This window comes from Microcystis sp. (assembly GCF_048564745.1).
Lineage (GTDB): Bacteria > Cyanobacteriota > Cyanobacteriia > Cyanobacteriales > Microcystaceae > Microcystis > Microcystis ichthyoblabe_A.
This window is the reverse complement of record NZ_JBLZRT010000030.1, coordinates 46,763-67,164: the sequence shown is the minus strand read 5'-3', so window position 1 is coordinate 67,164 and position 20,402 is coordinate 46,763. Positions and strand designations below refer to the sequence as shown.

The 20,402-nt window shown below is 43.2% G+C and carries 18 protein-coding genes; 9 read left to right on the top strand and 9 right to left on the bottom strand.

From position 1 onward, the window contains the following. The first annotated feature begins 61 nt into the window (after nt 1–61). Entirely contained in the window at nt 62–2,680 is a 2,619-nt protein-coding gene (locus ACOCD9_RS05055) for a formylglycine-generating enzyme family protein (protein ID WP_419546611.1), read from the top strand. A gap of 81 nt (nt 2,681–2,761) precedes the next feature. On the opposite strand, the gene ACOCD9_RS05050 is transcribed toward ACOCD9_RS05055, so the two are convergent. Beyond that, nucleotides 2,762–2,971 carry a hypothetical protein gene (locus ACOCD9_RS05050; RefSeq protein WP_419546609.1) on the bottom strand — a complete coding sequence of 70 codons (210 nt, stop codon included), beginning with the start codon at nt 2,969–2,971 and terminating at the stop codon, nt 2,762–2,764. Nucleotides 2,972–3,221: 250 nt separating this feature from the next. On the opposite strand from ACOCD9_RS05050, the gene ACOCD9_RS05045 reads away from it, so the two are divergent. After that, complete coding sequence (locus tag ACOCD9_RS05045; RefSeq protein ID WP_002778570.1) at nt 3,222–3,686, top strand: SRPBCC family protein; 465 nt, start codon at nt 3,222–3,224, stop codon at nt 3,684–3,686. A gap of 72 nt (nt 3,687–3,758) precedes the next feature. Here the strand turns inward: ACOCD9_RS05045 and ACOCD9_RS05040 are convergent, their stop codons facing one another. Further along, nucleotides 3,759–3,962, bottom strand: a complete 204-nt coding sequence (locus ACOCD9_RS05040; RefSeq protein ID WP_002791803.1) for a hypothetical protein — start codon at nt 3,960–3,962, stop codon at nt 3,759–3,761. Between the two features lie 70 nt (nt 3,963–4,032). Between ACOCD9_RS05040 and ACOCD9_RS05035 the strand changes: the two genes are divergently transcribed. The 3 genes from ACOCD9_RS05035 (at nt 4,033) to ACOCD9_RS05025 (ending at nt 6,419) form a co-directional block, all read left to right on the top strand. Continuing rightward, nucleotides 4,033–4,548: a DUF1499 domain-containing protein gene (locus ACOCD9_RS05035; RefSeq protein WP_419546607.1), complete on the top strand. Its 516-nt coding sequence runs from the start codon at nt 4,033–4,035 to the stop codon at nt 4,546–4,548. A 264-nt stretch (nt 4,549–4,812) separates the two neighbouring features. Beyond that, nucleotides 4,813–5,310: a DUF427 domain-containing protein gene (locus ACOCD9_RS05030; RefSeq protein WP_004163102.1), complete on the top strand. Its 498-nt coding sequence runs from the start codon at nt 4,813–4,815 to the stop codon at nt 5,308–5,310. Nucleotides 5,311–5,537: 227 nt separating this feature from the next. Then, the gene (locus tag ACOCD9_RS05025) at nt 5,538–6,419 is read left to right on the top strand and encodes a 4-hydroxybenzoate solanesyltransferase (protein WP_287699829.1); all 882 of its coding nucleotides are present in this window, start codon (nt 5,538–5,540) and stop codon (nt 6,417–6,419) included. 34 nt (nt 6,420–6,453) lie between these two features. Here the strand turns inward: ACOCD9_RS05025 and ACOCD9_RS05020 are convergent, their stop codons facing one another. Continuing rightward, a complete protein-coding gene (locus ACOCD9_RS05020) occupies nt 6,454–7,020 on the bottom strand; it encodes a hypothetical protein (protein WP_287699830.1) in 567 nt (188 codons plus the stop codon). A 126-nt stretch (nt 7,021–7,146) separates the two neighbouring features. Here ACOCD9_RS05020 and ACOCD9_RS05015 point away from each other — a divergent pair, with 126 nt between their 5' ends. Then, nucleotides 7,147–7,386 (top strand): DUF6737 family protein, encoded by a 240-nt coding sequence (locus tag ACOCD9_RS05015; protein WP_016514583.1) that lies wholly within the window; start codon nt 7,147–7,149, stop codon nt 7,384–7,386. Here ACOCD9_RS05015 and ACOCD9_RS05010 read toward each other — a convergent pair. The 3 genes from ACOCD9_RS05010 to hemF all read right to left on the bottom strand — a co-directional run bounded on the left by ACOCD9_RS05010 (nt 7,351) and on the right by hemF (nt 12,204). Continuing rightward, complete coding sequence (locus ACOCD9_RS05010; RefSeq protein ID WP_419546604.1) at nt 7,351–9,651, bottom strand: ATP-dependent helicase; 2,301 nt, start codon at nt 9,649–9,651, stop codon at nt 7,351–7,353. The two genes, ACOCD9_RS05015 and ACOCD9_RS05010, sit on opposite strands and share 36 nt — an antisense overlap. Nucleotides 9,652–9,991: 340 nt before the next feature. Next, the gene (gene tilS / locus ACOCD9_RS05005; RefSeq protein WP_419546603.1) at nt 9,992–10,966 is read right to left on the bottom strand and encodes a tRNA lysidine(34) synthetase TilS; all 975 of its coding nucleotides are present in this window, start codon (nt 10,964–10,966) and stop codon (nt 9,992–9,994) included. 215 nt (nt 10,967–11,181) lie between these two features. Further along, nucleotides 11,182–12,204 (bottom strand): oxygen-dependent coproporphyrinogen oxidase, encoded by a 1,023-nt coding sequence (gene hemF, locus ACOCD9_RS05000; RefSeq protein WP_419546601.1) that lies wholly within the window; start codon nt 12,202–12,204, stop codon nt 11,182–11,184. A gap of 281 nt (nt 12,205–12,485) precedes the next feature. On the opposite strand from hemF, the gene ACOCD9_RS04995 reads away from it, so the two are divergent. Both ACOCD9_RS04995 and mutS read left to right on the top strand, forming a co-directional pair. Continuing rightward, nucleotides 12,486–13,232 carry a metallophosphoesterase family protein gene (locus tag ACOCD9_RS04995; RefSeq protein WP_419546600.1) on the top strand — a complete coding sequence of 249 codons (747 nt, stop codon included), beginning with the start codon at nt 12,486–12,488 and terminating at the stop codon, nt 13,230–13,232. Nucleotides 13,233–13,569: 337 nt separating this feature from the next. Next, a complete protein-coding gene (mutS, locus tag ACOCD9_RS04990; RefSeq protein WP_419546598.1) occupies nt 13,570–16,218 on the top strand; it encodes a DNA mismatch repair protein MutS in 2,649 nt (882 codons plus the stop codon). Between the two features lie 333 nt (nt 16,219–16,551). Here mutS and ACOCD9_RS04985 read toward each other — a convergent pair whose 3' ends face one another. Then, a complete protein-coding gene (locus tag ACOCD9_RS04985; RefSeq protein ID WP_061433123.1) occupies nt 16,552–17,049 on the bottom strand; it encodes a 2TM domain-containing protein in 498 nt (165 codons plus the stop codon). A gap of 60 nt (nt 17,050–17,109) precedes the next feature. Beyond that, the gene (gene trmFO, locus ACOCD9_RS04980) at nt 17,110–18,447 is read right to left on the bottom strand and encodes an FADH(2)-oxidizing methylenetetrahydrofolate--tRNA-(uracil(54)-C(5))-methyltransferase TrmFO (protein ID WP_024969897.1); all 1,338 of its coding nucleotides are present in this window, start codon (nt 18,445–18,447) and stop codon (nt 17,110–17,112) included. Nucleotides 18,448–18,691: 244 nt separating this feature from the next. On the opposite strand from trmFO, the gene ACOCD9_RS04975 reads away from it, so the two are divergent. Then, complete coding sequence (locus tag ACOCD9_RS04975; protein WP_002736942.1) at nt 18,692–18,970, top strand: hypothetical protein; 279 nt, start codon at nt 18,692–18,694, stop codon at nt 18,968–18,970. Between the two features lie 118 nt (nt 18,971–19,088). On the opposite strand, the gene ACOCD9_RS04970 is transcribed toward ACOCD9_RS04975, so the two are convergent. Next, nucleotides 19,089–20,168 carry a PIN/TRAM domain-containing protein gene (locus ACOCD9_RS04970; RefSeq protein WP_194018187.1) on the bottom strand — a complete coding sequence of 360 codons (1,080 nt, stop codon included), beginning with the start codon at nt 20,166–20,168 and terminating at the stop codon, nt 19,089–19,091. Between the last annotated feature and the right edge of the window lie 234 nt (nt 20,169–20,402).

Sequence of the window (20,402 nt, the reverse complement as noted above, 5' to 3'; positions counted from 1 at the left end):
GAAAAATCTCGTATTTGCTCAAAAGTAATTATCATTAACTTATTGTGGAGAATTTTAAAATATGCCCTTAGATAAGATAGCTGCTGATGCCTTAATTTATGCCGGTGGTGCAGCTTTTAGTGCGCTGGTATCGAGTGGAAATAATGCTTGGTCAGCATCAGAAAATCGTAAATCTTCTGAAAGTATCAGTCGGCTAAATCGGGATTCTTCCGAAGAAATTGCTCGATTAAGTAGAAAGCATTCCGCAGAATTGCAATATAATCAATTAAAATTTTCCGTATTGCAACAAAGAGAAAATCAAGAATTTCAAAGAGAATTAGCTGAACTTAACCACGAAAGAGCGAAGGAAATTGAGGCTTTTCGGGCGCAGGTTAACTTTGCGATTAATCAAAAAAATCTGGATTTTCAAAAATGGCGTTTTGAGCAGGAAAAGAAGATTCAGTATGATATTTTGCAGTTACAGCAAGATTTTCAGCGTGATTTGACCCAAATTCAGCATCAAAATGCTTTAATACAAATGCGGGAAAGGCTTAGGGAAGATAAATCGCCTATCGCCAATTTAGCATCTGATTTACTGGAAAATTCTTTCGCTCATGGCATAATGCCTTTAAAAGTGCTACTTGCACCCCCTAGCTTAGATTACGATCCCAGTTCAGGCAAACCCTATCAAGCTAGTTATGAAGGGTTTTTGTCTAAGGAAATTGAGCAATTTCTTCATCAGGGTTATTTGAATAGTAAGCAATATCCTGTCCAGTTATTAGATAAAGCTTGGGAATCCAATAAGCGGGGCGGTGGGTCGGCTTTGCAAGCGCTTCATGCACAATTAAAAAGTATTCCTATTTTAGTTTTAGAGTCTGAAATTCCCTTGGGGGAACTCAATTTTCGTGCGGGTTATTGGTCGGGGGGCGATGTTTCTTACACACAAGCGACGATTTTATCTGGTCAATCTGTTGCTGATTTACTGAATAATTCAGCGAAAAAAAGGGCTTTGGAGTGGGAAGTGACTCGCCAGAAGTTACAAGCTCTGGGTAAGGATGAAGCTTATATTAAAAATATGGGCGGAGTGAACGAGGAGAATTTACAAATTTTCTACAAGGAGTTAGCTGAAAAAGAAGAGTTAGAAAAGCATGGCATTGATACTTCTAATCTGCCAATCGGCAAAGAGTATAAAATCACCGACCAAGATTACAAGAGTTTTTATGAGTATTTGGCAGTATGGCACTGTTTAGTCATTGGACTTTATGCGGATATTCTCTTTTTAGGAAATTCTTGGGAAAATACGCCTTTGTTACCGAGCTTGATTCCCTATTTGTTGGAAAAGTACAAGAATCATTCTTTTTTAACGTCGGAGTTTTGGCAGATGGGAATTTCAACCGTTGTCAAAGCTTACGGGCAGTTTTACGATACTTTAAAATCGGATGCTCCCTCTTGTTTGCCTGAAATCCGCATGAAGTTGGCGTTATCTTTGGCTAATTTACCGAGCGAGTATCAGTATTTGGCTTTAGAGCAAGGTAATAAGGCTTTTTCGGATTGGTTACGAGCTAATAATGCGCCTTCGGACAAGGTTTTTGATCTCGACAATGACGCTGATTGTCAGCTTTTGAAACGGATCATTTATCAAGAAGATAAGCCGTTTTTAGAGTCTTTGAAGTTGCTACTAGAGAAGGTTAAAGATGCGGACGGGATTGATGGAAGTCAAAGCGCGGGGATTAATAGTCTTTTGGCAGGTTGGCAATTATTAAATCGTTTTGGTAATATTCCCCACTTACCGGCGCTGGGGGAGCCGATGGTTGTGGAGGAAAAGTTAAAGACCAGTAAGCAGAATCCTGCGGATAATTTTACGGAAATGTTGCCCGGTGATTTGGCATTAGAAATGATTTCCATTCCTGCGGGTGAGTTTATGATGGGTTCGGATGGTTATAATGATTTCAAGCATAAGTATTATCTACAATCTTTTCCCGATCATGATGCAGCTAGTCCTATTCATAAAGTTAAAGTACCAGCTTTTCACATGGGTAAATATCCTATTACTCAAGCTCAGTATGAGGCAGTTATGGGTGACAACCCTTCAAAATACGTACCAGATTACAGTAGACCAGACAATATCGAACATTGCGGATACCCCAGAAATGGAGCGGATAACGTAATTAAATCATTTCCTTATCGTCCTGTAAATTTTGTCTCTTGGAGTATGGCACAGGAATTTTGTCAAAAACTATCAGAATTAACAGGCAAAAAATATCAATTACCCACAGAGTCTCAATGGGAATATGCTTGTCGAGCAGGTACTACCACCAAACATTTTTTTGGAGATATGTGTGAGTATATTGCAAAATATGGTTTGATCAGCGTTTGTCAATATAATAGTAAAAGAGGCTACGAAAAACTACGGGATATTAGAGATACAGACATAGTAGGACAGAAGAAACCGAATCCTTGGGGTTTATATGATTTACTAGGAAATGTATGGGAATGGTGTCAAGATGACTGGATAGATGGTTATTATGGGCATCCTTCTGATGGTTCAGCAGTGAATACCGAAAGTAATGTAAAAGTTGTCAGAGGAGGGTGTTTTTCTAGTTCACAGAATGACTGTTGCTCTTTTTCTCGTAGTTCAAGACGCAATCACATTAACTGCGTCGATCATACTATAGGTTTTCGTGTTGTTTGTGTTCCATAGAATTTATCACGGCTTCCATACTTGCGAGTTAATCCGCAAGCGCCGGATTGAAGCTCGACGGGCCGAGATTGCTACTAACGCTCAGGAGGTGTTTAAGGCTTGCTGAAAAAGTACGGGCGAAGCATTCGGATAGAAAATCTCCGGTTTCACCGATAGGTTACTGCCCGAATGCTTCGCCCCTACAGGACGCGGGCCGATGAAGACGCGATGACTAGACGCTTTGTTCTCGATACCAATGTTATTATCAGTTAATATCGAGAGATTACGCCAACGTTTTCGAGAATTTGTCAAGCTAGTGAAAAAGTGAGCTTGAGAGCAGTTATCTTAATGGTGAGGTAGGAAGTTTTCGTTTTGGGGAGTCGATCGCCGGTCGTCCATAGCAAATTAGGTTACACTTCATCTTGATGAGAAAGGCTATAAACAAGACTATGTTAAGAAATGTAACCAAGGCCGAAACCCTTACTGTTGCCTTGTCTGCACAGTTAACTTTATTTTTGTCCGACTACCGATAATTCTCAGCCAGTAATTTATAAGCAGATCAATGTCATCTTGTCAAGTATTTGAACAATCAATTCAGATTAAAGCTAGTGCCACGACGGTAGAGCGTTGTATCACGGATTTAGAGTTAATGCGTCGTTGGTTGAATCCGGTGTTAGTTTGTGAACCTATCGGGGATTGGAAGACCGATATCGGTGGGAGAAGTCGTTTTTTGATTCAAATTCCCCTAATTCAGCCAACGCTGAAAAGTACGGTGATTGAGAGGGAACCGGGGTTAATTGTCTGGCAATTTGAAGGCTTTTTTCGCGGATGCGATCGCTGGGAATGTCAACCCAATGATGGCGGCACTTGTCTCATCAATCGTTTTGAGTTTGCGATTCCTAATCCAGTTGTGGGGTGGGGATTCCAGCAATTCGCCGCCAAATGGACTAAAAAGGATATGGAAGCGCAATTAAGACGCTTAAAAAGAGTAGCCGAGGAAATTTATCTACTTTCAGCAACAAGTTAAGCTGATGGGGTGGTAAGCGGGGGGGTTGGGTATGGAAGAATACCCTCACCCCCAACAGCTAACCCCCGATCCCTAATCGATCGAGATCGACTGGGGACTGTTGCCGTTATCCTGATTATTGTCCTTAAAACTGACTAATCCCTGCTCTTCTAACCATTTTTTGAGGGGATCGTCCGAAAGTTTCAAGCGCAGTAATCCAGAGGCAAAACCACCGAAAAAAGCGATCGGTTGTTGAATCAGTTCTTTAACAACGGGTTGTAATTCATCGAGAAACATCTTATTCTATCTCCTGATATTGTCACACCTATCAATGTTAAGTTAATTGAAGTGATTCTGTGAGACTAGCATGACTGAAACTTCCGACACGGTGAAAAAATCTTTCCGGCTAACCCCGTTTATTTTCCTAGGAATACTGCTCATTTGGCTAGGAATTAGGTTAATTGCTCCCGATAGCGTCAGTTTATTCGCCGGTAATCGTCCCGATTATTTGGGAGTCAGGGAAGGTAAACTGGCCCCTTGTCCGGTCACTCCTAATTGTGTTAGTAGTCAGAGTCAGGATCAGGCTCATGCGATCGAACTCCTTAGTTATCAGGGTAGCGGTGAAAAAGCGATCGAGCAATTAGCTAAAATTATCGCCTCCCAACCGAGAACTAAAATTATTAACCAAGATAGTAACTATCTCTACGCCGAATTTAGCAGTCAATGGATGGGATTTGTCGATGATCTAGAATTTTCTCTTAATCCTAGCAAAAATGCGATCGATGTTCGCTCGGCCTCCCGGTTAGGAGAATCGGATTTAAATGTCAATCGAGAACGAGTGGAAACCCTGAGAAAACTCTTTTCAGTGATCAGTAAACAGTAAACAGTGAAAAGTAATCGGGTGCATCTCAATTTTGTAGAAATATCTATACTACATTTGGGCGCACGCGATGCGCCCCTACCATTGGTGCGATAATATTATTATTGTAGGGGCGAATTGTATTCGCCCTCTTTAAATGACTTCTGCTGCTCACCTATATGTCAGAGAAAGTCACCAATAGGAGATGCACCCAATCAGTAATCAGTAATCAGTAAACGGTGAAATGACTCAGAGAATACTGACTCGGAGAATAATATAAGAAAAATTATGTTTCGTCCCCAACCGATACCAGCAAAAGCAGGACAGGAATCCGTCTGGGATTATCCTCGTCCCCCGCGCCTAGAATTATCACCTAAACACCTAAAAATTATCTTTAATGGTGTGATAATTGCCGATACTAAAAGCAGTTATCGAGTTCTAGAAACCAGTCATCCTCCAGTTTATTATCTACCGCCCCAAGATATTAAAATGGAATACCTGCAAGCCACAGCAGAAAAGTCTTTTTGTGAGTGGAAAGGTCTAGCTGGATATTACAATATCACCGTTGGGGATCAACAGGCAATTAACGCCGCTTGGTATTATCCGGACCCGACACCAGAGTTTCAGGCAATTAAGAATTATCTGGCTTTTTATCCCGCCAAAATGACCGCTTGTTATGCCGATGGGGAATTAGTACAACCGCAACCGGGCAACTTTTACGGGGGATGGATAACCTCCGATGTGGTTGGTCCGTTTAAAGGCGTTCCCAATAGTTGGGGCTGGTAATCACGTTAAGTAAGTAGGGTTTGCTGAAAAAGTTTATTGGTGGAGTCAGGAGCCGGTCGTCAGGAGATTATTTTTATTTATTCTTCCCACACCCCACTTCCCCAAAACCCCACTTCCCCAAAACCCCACACCCCACTTCCCCACTTCCCCAAAACCCCACACCCCACACCCCACACCCCACACCCCACATCCCCTTAACTCCTAGTTTCTACTTTTTACGAGAAATTATGACTATATCCCAACCCGATCTAGAACCCACTTGGATGACGATTATTCGCCTCTTGCGCTGGGATAAACCCGCCGGTAGGTTAATTTTGATGATTCCCGCTTTATGGGCGGTATTTTTGGCGGCAGACGGGGTGCCACCGCTACCCTTGATCGGGGTGATCGTTTTGGGAACTTTGGCCACTAGCGCCGCCGGCTGTGTGGTTAACGATCTTTGGGATCGGGATATAGATCCACAGGTCGATCGCACTCGTAACCGTCCTTTAGCGGCCAGAGCTTTATCGATCAAGGTTGGTTTGATTATCGCTCTGATTGCTTTCTTTTGCGCCGCAATTTTAGCTTTATATCTGAATTTCTTGAGTTTTTGCCTATGTGTGGCCGCCGTTCCCCTGATTATCTGCTATCCTCTCGCCAAGCGTTTTTTTCCTGTACCCCAATTGGTTCTTTCTCTCGCTTGGGGTTTTGCGGTTTTAATCTGTTGGAGTGCCGTCACCGGGTCGTTAGATAGTAATACATTTATATTATGGGGAGCGGTGATTTTTTGGACATTGGCATTTGATACAATTTATGCTCTATCCGATCGAGAGGATGATCTCAAGGTTGGTATTAACTCCAGTGCCATATTTTTCGGCAAATACGCTCCGGAAGCCGTGGGGGTCTTTTTTGCCCTAACAGTGGGTTTATTGGCTTGGGAGGGGCAAAAAATGCAGTTATCAGCCTTTTTTTGGCTAGGGTTGGGTCTAGCGGCGATCGCTTGGTGGCGTCAATACCGGCTGTTACGTCAATCGGATTTACCTAAACCAGTTTATGGTCAAATGTTCGGTCAAAATGTTTGGGTCGGTTTTATTTTATTAGCGGCTATGATTGGGGGAAGTTTGTATTAAAACTCCCCCAAGAATGTCCCTAGAGTCAGTTTGTCTATTCTGACTCTAATAATCCCATTACCGTAGCTGATGGGTGTTCACCAGTCATCAAAGCTACCCGTCTTTGAAAATTTTTCTCCACAGCAATGCAGGTATTTAAGGGATCTAAAATACCCTTTCTGATTTCCCTTTCCCAAGAATAATTTCTTTCTCGGTGTTTAAATCTTGATAATTGCTGGGTGAAAACAGTAACCACTTGATAAATGATTTTTAAATCGTAAAGAGAGTCAATTTGAGAAATTTTAACCGCTAAAGCCCGAAATTGACGGGATATTTCTTGAGCTTGCTCTTGACTACAGCCATGGTCATGATGATAATAATTAACTACTTCTGCCATGTACTGAGCGTGTTTAGCGGCATTTTGAATGCTATGTTGAGCATTTTCCACGGGAGCAAGAAATCGATCTAATAATAGCTGTTGAGCGTAGGCATCGCGAAGGGAAGAATTAGAGATTATTTGCAATTCGGTCATTCTTTCTTCATGTTTACGGCGATTTTCGGCATAAATCTCCGTCAGAATAGTATCTAACAGCTTGGGAATCGGATAAAAGACATCAATCATAGGAAAATTTAGCTTAGTTTGTCTAGAGATAAGAAACTCTATCGATAGAATTAACCAAAATTGTAGCAGTGATCTGAATAGTCAGGTACGATAAAATCAAGTTAGTAAATTACCGCCCCTTAACCAATGTCTAACTCGAAATCTAGTAGCGTTTGGGACCACAAACCCCGTTGGTGTCAACCTTGGTCGATTTTATTGACAGGAATTACCCTAATTGCTGGGTGTTGGTTTTTAACTCAGCGTCTCTGGTTAACCCTACTCCTATCTATTCCTATACTCCTCTGGTGGTTTGTCTTCCTAATTCTTTATCCGCGGACGCTGCAGCAACAGTTAAACACAGAAAGAATCGGGGAAAGCATTGATTAAAACAGGAAAGACAGGACAGGGATTTTTATCCTGTAATTGACTACTTTCATCTCCGCGAAAAGTGTTCCAACGAAAAGGAGCTTTTTTTTCACTCGACATCCATAAAAGTCTTTTTGCTCGCGTCATCGCTACATACAAAAGTCGGTATTCTTCAGCTTTTTTAAGTTGTCCAGCTTCTAACCAAGCGCTTAAAGGTGGGGGAATAATTGGTATGCTGTCGGGGTTTAAATAGCGTTGATGAACCGCTGCTCGAATTTGCGCTCGTGCCACTTCTGCGAGGGTAAAATCTCCCAAAAATTTCGCCCCATTGGGTACCCAAGGTTTGCCAGGAATAATATCTTCGTGAAGAAAGGGAATAAAAACATAATCCCAGTCTAAACCCTTGGCTTTGTGCATAGTAATAATCGTCAGTTGTCCGGGACGAGTATAACAATCGTCGTTATCTTCTTCCACCCCTTCAAAGCGCTCAGAGGCGATAATTTCATTAAGAGTATTAATTGTGTTTTTCAGAGAACTATTACCAGCAGTTTCCTGATAAATACGGGCGGTTAATTTTTGCAAAGTTGCTAATTCTGACCCCGAATATTGGAGAGTCATAGCAAAAAAAGACAGGAGTTGATAATGGGGTAATTCTAATCTAGCTTTTAGTAAACTGCAGCAATAACGACGGGCAATTTTTTCGTTAGATTTCAGTTCGGGATCGAGGGGAGTGGGATAGAGAAACTGTTCGGGATAGGTAACTAAAGGATTTAAGTCTTGGGCAGTAATTAAACCCCTCAATTGTAGCACTTCTAAAGCCGCTTTGAGATAATCGGGAGAGTGGGGACGTTCGACAAAAGCCAATAGTTTCAGCATTTCGGCGGGAATTTGGGAAAAGCGATCGATCTCATTAGCTTCAAAAATTCTGATTTGATAACTTTTATAAAAATGGGCGAATTTTTGAGCAAAAAAGTGTCCTTGTCGATTTTCTCTAACGAGGATAGCGGCATTATGTTGAGGGTTTTCTTGAAGTAATTTAACTAGACGTTTTTCAATTAATTCTACTGTTTGATAAATGTCATCGGGTTGATAAATTTCTAATCCTTTTCCCTCCTTGACTGGATTAGGTTGGGGATCTTCGGCGCTGACGGGAAGAATCGCTTGAACTCGAAAAGGAGCCTCGGTAACTTTATGATTATCTTTTCCCTGTTTCCAATCTCGATCGACCCATTGTAAAACTAAATTAGCAGCTTCAATAATTTTAGTATTGCTGCGACCTGCTTGGTTCATAGTCGATAAATTGCCTTCGCTTTGACAACTTTCACAAAACCAATTAAAGTAAACAGGATCGGCGGGGGTAAAGGTGGAATTAATGGCTTGATTGGGATCGCCGACGCGAATTAAATTAGGTATTTCCCCGTCATTATTTTTTGCTAAAATAGTAATTAGTTTTTCTTGGAGAGGACTAGAATCCTGTGCCTCATCTTCAAAGACTCCAAAGACAGATTTTTGCCATTGTCGGCGAATTTTTTCTTCCTCTAATACTCGCAAGGCTCCTAAAATCATGTCATCATAATCTATATAGTTTTTCTGACGCATCAGGATTTCATACTGTTGGTACAAACCACTAGCAATAGCGAGAATTTGATAATTATCGTCGGTATAGTGGCTTAATTCCCAAACTTGCTGCGGTGATAATCCCGAACTTTTTAGCTCATGAATGGCCGTATAGGCAAGACTAGGTAAAATTTCGGTTCTCAGCACCGATTGACGGCGTAATCTTTCTGTTTCTTCCCCATCAAATTCCACTCCTTCTAATAACTTTTGATAACGAATTGGGTCGGCAATTAGCCATTTTTCCACCGAGTTTCTAATAATTCTGTGGCTAGGAGTCGGAATAACTAAGGTAGAAGATTCGAGGTCTAATCCCGATAATTCCGGGTAACGACGGGCCAATTGTAGGGCCAGTCCGTGCAGAGTTTGGACGCTAAAACCTTGGGCTGAAAGTTGTAAATCTTGCAAGCGTTGTTTAATTTTAGCTTTAATACTAGCGGCAGCCGAACGCGTGTAGGTGACAATAATTAACTGTTTTTTAGCGTGCAGTTGCTCACGAGCAATAACCATAGCGGCAGCTACGGCCAAACTGTGGGATTTTCCCGCCCCCGGCACCGCAGAAATGGCCATTTTTCCCCCTTGCCAATCGGCTAATTCCTGTTGTCCGGCTCGCAGTTGTTGCCGGAGATTGACCAGTAAACTTTCTCGATTAATTACTTTAGTTTCGCTCATTATGCCACGCTAATTTTATTTTTAGTTTAATTGTATTACTATTTTAGTTTATCTTTAAACTAATTGCTGTAAAAGTTAGCTACAGATAACTAGAATGGGGAGATAGGTTTTTTCAGTGAACAGTGAACAGTAAGCAGTAATCAGTGAAAAGAAAGTAGCGAAGTTTTCACCTAACACTGTCCACTTAAAACTGTAATCTGATCACTGATAACTGATAAGTAGGTAGGTATTGAAAACTTTCAGATCCCCCCGCCTATCGGCACCCCCCTTATCAAGGGGGGCAGGGGGGATCGAACCTAAAATCCATTTGTAATTTAATTATAACCAGCTACTTAACTGATCACTGATCACTGATATGTAGCCAATTTTGTTGTACTTCTACCCGAATTTTGCCGGTTAAGGAGGAAGTGGCATCGCGATTAACACCAGTAATAAGATTAACCACTGACTCAACTTCGGCAAAATTAGGTGATGAGGGTAAATATTGAGCTAAAAATAAACGAATCACTCGTCTTTGTATCGCTAGAGGTAGAATTTGTAAAGGGGAGCGATCGAGTCTTTGTTGATCTAGATCGATAACCTGACGAAAAATATCCCGGGCAATACTATCTAAATAATCGCTTTCTGCTTCCAAAATTTCAGCAGTTTGGGCGAGATGTTTTTCAATTTGGGGATTTAAATTAGTTTGCAGGTAGGGTAATAATTCCAGACGGATGCGATTGCGAGCATAGCGTAAATTCTCATTAGCTTGATCGTACCAGATCGGTAATTCTCGACTTTGACAAAAAGCGAAAGTTTCCCCGCGAGTGACATTTAAGAGGGGACGGACTAAAAAAATATCCGGGGTTAAACTTGTCAACCAAGTTAAGGCAGAAAGTCCATCACTACCGGCTCCGCGCATGAGATTATAAAGAAAAGTTTCCGCTCGATCGCTCCTCGTGTGTGCCGTGAGAAGATAATTAAAACCCTGTTCTTGGGCGATTGTTTGTAAAGCTTGATAACGCCATTGTCGGGCCTTGGCTTCCGTTTCCGCCATCGGGGGTGCGGTGGCAATATAAACGGGTAATTGCCAAATTTCGGCGATTTTCCGCACATGATCCACTAATCCTCGGTCGTAAGACCAACGGTGATCACAATGAGCGATCGCCAGTTGCCAACCCCAACGAGAGCGCAAATCCAGCAATAATTGACCTAAACATAGAGAATCCTGACCTCCCGACAATGCCACTAACAGAGACGCATTTTTAGGTAGTAATTGTCCCTTTTTGACTGTGGTTTCCAGACGAGTATGGAGAGGTGTCCAAAAATTAGCCAAAATTTTTAGATTTATTTACTTGACAAATGACAGATAACCAGAAAAGGAGAAGGGAATTATGAATTATGAATTATGAATTGGGAAGTATTTTCAGTGAACAGTAATCAGTGAAAAGAAATTAGCGAAGTTTTCACCTAACACTGTCCACTTAAAACTATAATCTGATAACTGATAACTGATAACTGATAACTGATAACTGATAACTGATAACTGATTTAACCTTGCCAATTAACCCAATCTTGGGGTTTTAGGAAGACATCATAGAGTTTTGCTTCTGGGGTGTTTGGTGCAGGTTGATAACAGTATTCCCAACGGACTAAAGGAGGTAAAGACATCAAAATCGACTCGGTACGACCGTTAGTTTGCAGCCCAAAAATTGTGCCACGATCATAAACTAAATTAAATTCTACATAACGACCGCGACGATAGAGTTGAAACTGACGTTCTCTGTCACCGTATTCCGTCGAGCGCCGTTTCTGGACAATGGGAACATAAGCGGGTAGAAAAGCCCGGCCACAGTCATTAATGAAACTAAAAATTTCTTCCCAGTTGCGCGGTTGTTGGGGAGATAATTTTTCTGAATAGATAGCGGCATCACTTTCGGCAAAAGGACCCCGATAGAGAGGGTCTAAACCGTCTTGGTAATCAAAGAAAATCCCGCCGATGCCTCTGGCTTCCTGACGATGATTGAGATAAAAATATTCATCACACCAGCGTTTAAAAACGGGATAATATTCGGGATGATGTTGGTCGCAAACCTGTTTAAAAGTGCGATGAAAATGACTAGCATCTTCTTCAAACCCATAGTAGGGAGTTAAATCGGCACCACCGCCAAACCACCAAACTGGGCCAGCTTCAAAATAGCGATAATTGAGGTGAACCGTGGGAATATAAGGATTGCGAGGATGTAAAACCATCGAGGTTCCCGTGGCATAAAATTGATGACCGGCAGCCTCGGGCCGTTGTTTGGCAATGCTAGGAGGTAATTCTTTCCCCCAAACTTCCGAAAAATTCACCCCTGCTTGTTCAAAAATTGCCCCTTCCCGCAAAACTCGCGAACGTCCGCCGCCACCTTCGGGCCGTTGCCAACTATCTTCGATAAATTTTGCTTTTCCATCCACTTCTTCTAATCCCCGACAAATTTCATCCTGTAGGGATTTCATAAATTCACTGACGCGGCTACGGCTGTCACTGGCCGGCAAATTGGCAAGGGTGGGGGTTGTGGTGAATGCAGTCATACTCAAGGATCAAAATTGATAACTCAGTGATTATATTACTACTGGGTGATGAAACGGACGCTCTTCGATACTTAACTTAACATTTAGACCGGTTAGGTGTTGGGTGATGGGGGTTGGGGGTTGGGGTTTTAGGGTTTTAGTTGGATTCCCCCATTTCCCCATTTCCCCATTTCCCCATTTCCCTAATCCCTAAATCAATGTTAATTTTTAATTCTCAACTGGGCATATTAGAATTAGTCCCGCTCCAGGGACAATAACACAGATACCCAACTTCTACCACCATGTCCTCCCGTCGAATCATCATCGGTGACGTTCACGGTCAATACGATGCTCTTTTGCAGCTAATGGAGGCAATCGCGCCTCAAGAAAAGGAACCAGTTTATTTCTTGGGCGATTTAATTGATCGTGGTCCCAATAGCGCCCAAGTGGTTGAATTTGTCCGTCAACACCGCTATCGTTGTCTATTGGGCAATCATGAACAGATGCTGCTAGAAGTGTTGGGCAAGCAAGGAATGATGGGGGAAATGTTGCCGGCTTGGCTTTATAGTGGCGGTCATGCCACTCTCGTGAGCTATAACCACAAAATACCGCAAGATCACATCGATTGGCTGAAAACCTTGCCTCTTTACCTCGATTTAGGTGATATTTGGCTGGTTCATGCCGGGGTTTATCCCCATTTACCCCTCGAAGAACAAGATGCCACTCATTTTTGTTGGATCCGCGATGAATTCCACAGTATGCCAGAACCTTTTTTTAGCGATAAATTAATTATCACTGGCCACACGATTACTTTTACTTTTCCGGGGGTAAGTCCGGGGCAATTAGTCGCCGGTGCCGGTTGGTTAGATATCGACACGGGAGCTTATCATCCCCACAGTAATTGGTTAACTGGATTAGATATCACTAATCGTTTGGTTTATCAGGTCAATACCAAAGATAAAACCCTGCGAAAATTCGATTTAGAAGATATAACCACCTCAATTAATCCCGACGAGTTCTATACCAAAAGAGTGCAGCTCACCCCTTAAAAATAACTGTTATTAACAAAAATATAATTCTCGGACGGGGAGTGACGCGAAATCTCCCCAGATAGCTCAGATATTAATCCCTGGGTTGGATAACGCGAACCAGCAGCTTAGGCTATTGGGATTCTTTGATCGTAGGTTCTCAAGAGCGGTAAGTAGCTGGTTATAATTAAATTAAAAATGGATTTTAAGTTCGATCCCCCCTGCCCCCCTTGATAAGGGGGGTGCCGATAGGCGGGGAGATCCCCCCTGAGTCCCCCCTTAATAAGGGGGGCATCTGATAATTTTTAACGCCTACCTACTTAAATTGAATAAAGAATTGTCCAGCTTTCCTTCACCCATGACTCTCCCCTCGGATTTTCCCTTAGAACCACCGGCTACCAATAAAGATCCCCATCGTGATTATCGCGGACTCGATCGCGATAAACTCACCCCCATGTACCAGCATTATGTGGAGGTAAAAGAAACCTATCCCAATGCTCTTTTACTCTATCGTGTGGGCGATTTTTTCGAGTGTTTCTTTCAGGATGCGGTGATTATCTCCAGAGAATTGGAATTAGTTCTCACCAGCAAAGAGGGAGGTAAAGGGATTGGGAGAGTCGCCATGACCGGGGTTCCCCACCACGCCCTAGAGCGCTATAGTCGTTTATTGGTGGAAAAAGGCTATGCAGTGGCGATTTGTGACCAGGTAGAGGATTCAACGGAAGCAGCCGCCGAAAAACGACTCGTAGAACGCGCTATCACCAAACTGCTCACCCCCGGAACCCTCACCGATGAGGGAATGTTAAACGCAAAAAAGAATAATTTTCTAGCTGCTGTGGTGATTACCGGAGAAAATTGGGGATTAGCCTATGCAGACATCTCCACCGGAGAATTCTACACCACCCAAGCCAGCGATTTAACGGCTTTAAGCCTAGAATTAAGCCGTTTACAGCCCTCGGAAATCCTTTTTCCCATCAATGCCCCCGATTTAAACCGTATTTTGCGCCCCGGGGAAAAATCCGACCATCTCCCCCCCTGTTTACCCGATAGTTTTTGTTATTCTCTCCGTCCCCAAAATATCTTTACTCTCACAGAGGCGAAAAATCGTCTCCTAATCACCTATAAAATGCGTTCCCTAGAGGGGATGGGCTGCGAACATTTACCCCTCGCTATTCGCGCAGCTGGGGGCTTATTAGAATACATTGAAGATACCCAAAAAGCCAATCAAGTCCCCCTACAACCTTTAAAAACCTACTCTATCTCCGAATTTTTGATTTTAGATGGGCAAACCCGTCGTAACCTTGAAATTACCCAAACGGTGCGCGATGGTAGCTTCTATGGTTCTCTATTATGGGCGATCGATCGTACCTGTACAGCCATGGGTAGTCGCGCTTTACGTCGTTGGTTACTGCAACCTCTCTTAGATTCTCGCGGTATTCGCGCTCGTCAGGATACTATCCAAGAGTTAAAGGATAATCCCTCCTTGCGCCAAGATATTCGGCAAAAATTAAGGGAAATCTACGATATAGAACGTTTAAGCGGTCGTGTTGGCGCAGGAACGGCTAACGCCCGCGATTTACTTTCCCTAGCGGCATCTTTAGTCAAATTAGCCGATTTAGCGGCTTTGGTTGCTTCGGGAAATTCGCCCTATTTGAAAGCTTTACAGCAAATTCCCGCCGATTTAGAAAAATTAGGCCAGCAGGTGATAGCGCATCTGGTGGAATCTCCTCCGCTGCATCTGAAGGAAGGGGGGGTGATTCGTGAGGGAATTGATGCCCAATTGGATGCCCTGCGGCGCGACTATCAGGAAGTAATCGATTGGTTTAAGAATCTAGAGACGACAGAAAAAGAAAGAACGGGTATTAGTAATCTTAAGGTTAATTATAACAAAACTTTCGGTTATTATATCAGTTTACCCCGCAGTAAAGCCGATTTCGCCCCAAAAGATTATGTGCGTAAGCAAACTTTAGTCAATGAGGAACGTTATATCACCACCGAGTTAAAGGAGAAAGAAAATATAATTCTGACGGCAGTAGATGAATTAAATAAATTAGAATACGAGATTTTTAGCGATTTACGCCGTCAAGTGGCCGAATTTTCCCCAGAAATCCGGGAAGTAGCCACAAAAGTCGCCGCTTTAGATGTGTTGGCCGGATTGGCAGAAATCGCCGTTTATCAGGGATATTGTCGCCCAGAAATCGCCGATGGTCGTCTTATCGATATTAAAGATGGTCGTCATCCCGTGGTGGAACAATCCCTTGGGGCCGGCTTTTTTGTGCCGAATTCGATTAATTTGGGCAATCAGGAAGGTTTAGAATACCCCGACTTGATTATTCTCACCGGTCCCAATGCTAGTGGCAAAAGTTGTTATCTGCGACAGGTGGGATTAATTCAATTGTTGGCCCAAACCGGCAGTTTTGTCCCAGCAAAGTCGGCCAAAATCTCCATCTGCGATCGCATTTTCACCCGGGTGGGGGCTGTGGATGACCTCGCTACTGGCCAATCCACCTTTATGGTGGAAATGAACGAAACCGCCAATATTCTCAATCACGCCACAGACAGATCATTAGTATTACTAGACGAAATTGGCCGGGGGACAGCCACTTTTGACGGTTTATCCATAGCTTGGTCTGTAGCGGAGTATTTAGCCACGGTACTGCAATCGCGGACGATTTTCGCCACTCACTACCACGAACTAAACGAATTAGCTTCAATTTTAGAGAATGTGGCTAATTATCAGGTAACGGTCAAAGAATTACCCCATGAGATAGTATTTTTGCACCAAGTACGACCGGGAGGCGCAGATAAATCCTATGGTATCGAAGCGGGAAGATTAGCCGGTTTACCAGCTTCTGTGATCGATCGTGCCATGCAGGTGATGGGTCAAATCGAAAAACATAGTAAAATTGCCATCGGTTTGCGTCAGGGAATTAAGAAAATTAAACCGGTTAAGTCGGATAATTCCCCCTCTCTGCAGCAGTTAGATATTTTTGATGACGGTAAGTAGTCGTGGAAAACTCAACTTTGTGTCCTTTGTGTCTCTGTGGTTCACAAAAAGGCTGCATTTCACATTTGCAGAAACACCGATAATCAGCAATTATCAGTGACTCTTAAACTGGTACAAATATATGAACAATCGCGTGTAAGCATCCCACCGAAAAACTAATGCGCGGGGGGTTTGGGGGCGGCACTTCGACAGGCTCAGTGGCCGCGCCACGCCCCCAACGGGGGGTTTGGGGGGTAGAACCCCCCAAAAGCTTGGATTGAGGGAAAAAATCGAAAGTAACGCCCGATTTTAGAAGAGAGTTTTCCCCTTAAAAATCTTCCTTTTTCAACAGTATTAAAACTGTAAAAACTTTTTAACTTGTGTCCAAAGATTGGTAAAAGACTCTTTCATTTCCTCCTTAATTTTCCAGCGTTTAAATGCCTCTTCGTAGGCAATTCCTTGATTTTGGAAAGTTTTCCAAGCCGAGAGAGAAAGAGGTAAACCCATCAGCAAAAAGATATAAATTGCCCAAGAAATTGTTCCAGCACTAATTAAATTAATGATAATAAAAAAACTATTAATAATCAGATAGCGAACGGTTTTATTTTTTAGCTCCTCGCGACGAAAGCGATCGAATTCTTGCCGTTTATAACTGACCATTTTTGACTCTTGCCAGTCCTTTTCCGCCGCTTCTAAGTCTTTAACTTCAATAGCTAAATCGTCGGCAATTTCTAACAACTGTTGACGGGTAATTTCTCCCTTATCCCCTTGACGGGAGATAGCCAAATAGAGAATTTCCTGCACATCCTCTTGACTGTAGGATTGGGGAGGGAAAAAATCGGGGTTTGGCATAGCGATAGAGAAAGAAATAGTTTCCTTCTCTATTATGGGCGATCGATTAGCGATTGACAGTTAGACGAGACAGGGAGTTTTTAACTGATTCAACCATGCTTCTAAATCCTGCAAAGAGCGATCGGCATATTGACCGTAACGTTCCCGTTTATTGCGGATTTTTCTGGTAAAATTCGGCAAAATGCCAAAATTTGGCGGCATCGGTTGAAAATGTTTCGGTTCGGCACTGCTGATAAACTCAAATAATGACCCCATCATAGTTGTGGTTGGCAATGTCACCGTTTCTAATCCTAAAGCTAAACGAGCGGCATTAGTTCCCGCTAACCATCCCCCAGCAGCCGCGGCCGTATAGCCTTCCGTGCCGATTAACTGTCCTGCCGCTAATAGCGTCGGTCGCGATTTAAACTGGAGACTGGAGGATAATAACTGGGGAGAATTGATAAAGGTGTTTTTGTGCATCACCCCCATGCGGACAAATTCGGCCTTTTCTAACCCCGGAATCAGACGGAAAACCCGTGTTTGTTCACCCCATTTTAAATTAGTTTGAAATCCCACCATATTCCACAATTGGCCCGCTTTATCTTCCATTCGCAACTGTATAACTGCGTAGGGACGTTGATCCGGATATCTGGGATCCGCTAATCCCACCGGTTTCAGGGGACCAAAACGCATGGTATCCTCTCCCCGACAGGCTAATTCTTCGATTGGCAGACAAGCCTCGAAAAATTTGGCATTTTCTCGCTCAAAATCCTTTAATTCTGCTTGTTCTGCCTGTTTTAACTCTTGCCAGAAGTGCAGGTATTGTTCCCGATCCATGGGACAATTGAGATAGGCGGCCTCACCTTTATCGTAACGGGAGGCCAGAAAAGCGATCGATCGATCAATCGATTCCCCCAGAATAATCGGACTAGCGGCATCAAAAAAGCTCAGATAGTCCAGACCGGCAAAATTTTGCAAATCTGCGGCTAAAGCAGCACTGGTTAACGGTCCAGTGGTTAAAACGACGATACCATCCCGGGGAATTTCCGTGATCTCCTGACGTTTTAAGGTGACTAGAGGGTGGTTAGCCAAGATTTCCGTCAAATTTCGACTAAAGACCCCCCGATCAACCGCTAAAGCCCCTCCTGCGGGGACACTGTGCTGATCGGCCTGGGCAATAACTAGAGAATTTAAGCGTCGTAATTCTTCATGGAGTAACCCGGTGGCGCGATCCACTGCCATGGCACCAAAGGAGTTACTACAGACTAATTCGGCTAAAAATTGGCTATGGTGGGCGGGACTAGAGCGAATTGGGCGCATTTCGTACAGGATCACGGGAATACCTGCTTGGGCTATCTGCCACGCCGCCTCAGTCCCCGCTAATCCTCCACCAATTACATGAATAGGGCGATCGATCATAGTTGGGAGAAAATGGCTAGAGTAGGACTATTTTAGCGTCAGTTCCGAGTCACCAAAAAAATAGGGCTGGGCTGAACGCGATCGCATGAAGATTTGGGCCGATCACAAACTCAGGTTATAATATAAGAAAGGGATGGAATATTATATTTTATCTCGTCACGGTTTTTGCTTTCGAGAAGGTGGCAACACCGCCCCACTTTCTCACCATCTCCTTCCAGATGGGCTAGTTAGCGGTTTGACTTCTATGAACACCAATTATCTTGAGGAATACCAAAAATACCTAGCCGAATGGCAGAAAATGCTTCTGTCCGCTTGGGGTAATGGTCTTCCCACGACTACACCAGTGTTTGAGTTTCCGGAAACTTTGGTTAAATCCCTCGAATATCAACAAGAATGGGTGAAATCCTACCTAACCGCCCAAGAAACCGCCACCAAAGTTGCCCTCGATAGTCAGAAACAATTCTGGGATAGTTATTTCGGTTTTGCTCGTCAGTCCATGGCTGTAATCAATAAACCAGCTTAATTAGGTATCAATTGGCTAGATAGTTCGATTGGTGACTTAACTTCCCTTAAAAAATAAAATACCTCAAATACAATCCCCTCTGGCTCTGTATTTGAGGCTTTTTTGGGTTTTATTACCTTTAGGCAATTAGGGAATTTTGGGGTTTAGCAAAAATCATCCGTCCGGCCGAGGTTTGCAGTGCAGATGTCACCACTACCCGCAATTCTCCCCCTAGATAATCTTTTCCTTCTTCTACCACCACCATCGTGCCATCTTCTAGATAACCGATGCCTTGGGTGGGTTCTTTTCCTGCTTTGAGAATTTTCAGATCCAAAGTATCCCCGGGTAAGTAGATCGGGCGTACTGCTTGGGCGAGATCGTTGACATTCAAGATGGTGACTTTTTGCAGATTGGCCACTTTACTGAGATTATAATCGTTCGTGAGCAAGGTGGCGTTAATTTCTTGGGCAAGATGGACTAATTTAGCATCTACGGTGCTAATATCCTCATAATCGGCCGGATGAATGATAATGCGCTCGGGGAATTCTTGCTGCATCCGGTTTAAGATGTCTAATCCGCGTCTTCCTCTGACTCGTTTTTGGTCGTTACTGCCATCCGCTAACTGTTGCAATTCCTGAAGAATAAATTGGGGGATTAGTATCTGTCCTTCGATAAATCCCGTGTCTAACAATTGTTCGATACGACCATCGATAATACAACTGGTGTCCACAACTTTGGTGGCGGCCGCTTGCAGGGTCCCTTCTGCCACTAGAATTGATTCCATACTATTGGGGTTAATCAGACGCAAAAAAGTGCGACCGTGGGTATCTGCTAAACTAACCCCCAGATAGGAAAACATAATACTGCCTAAAATGGCGATTATCGGCTTAATAAACGAGAATTCTCTGGGAATCGGTAGGAAGAAAATCGGGGCTAGGATCAGATTAGCAATTAACAAACCGATAACTAGACCGACGGAACGGGTTAAAATAACTTCGATCGGAGTTTGTCTTACTTGGGTTTCTAGACGACGATAGGTAGTTTGGGCAACTAAACCAAGAGCTAAACCAATAATTGAGGCAAAACCCGCTGATAACCAGCGTAAAGCTTCAATATTGCTGATTTGCGACTGGACAGCAACCGGCAGCAAGTCCACACCACTATAACCAATACTGGCAATAGCGAAGACGAATAGTAAAATTATGACGGCATCAAGCATGGGGATAATACCAGAGGGGATAGAGGGGAATGACGGTAGAAAATAATCAGTATGGATACTTTTACATTATATCCGTGGGCCTCTCCTAATTTGTGTCGGGAAAGTTGCTTTCATTCTAGGAGATGTTCTCCCCAGCCATAATACATCTTAACGAAGATAAACGAAATTATAGCCGTCAGCCTTGAATCAGTTATCAGTCATCAGATAGGAGTTACAGCGTTTCTCAGATAGATG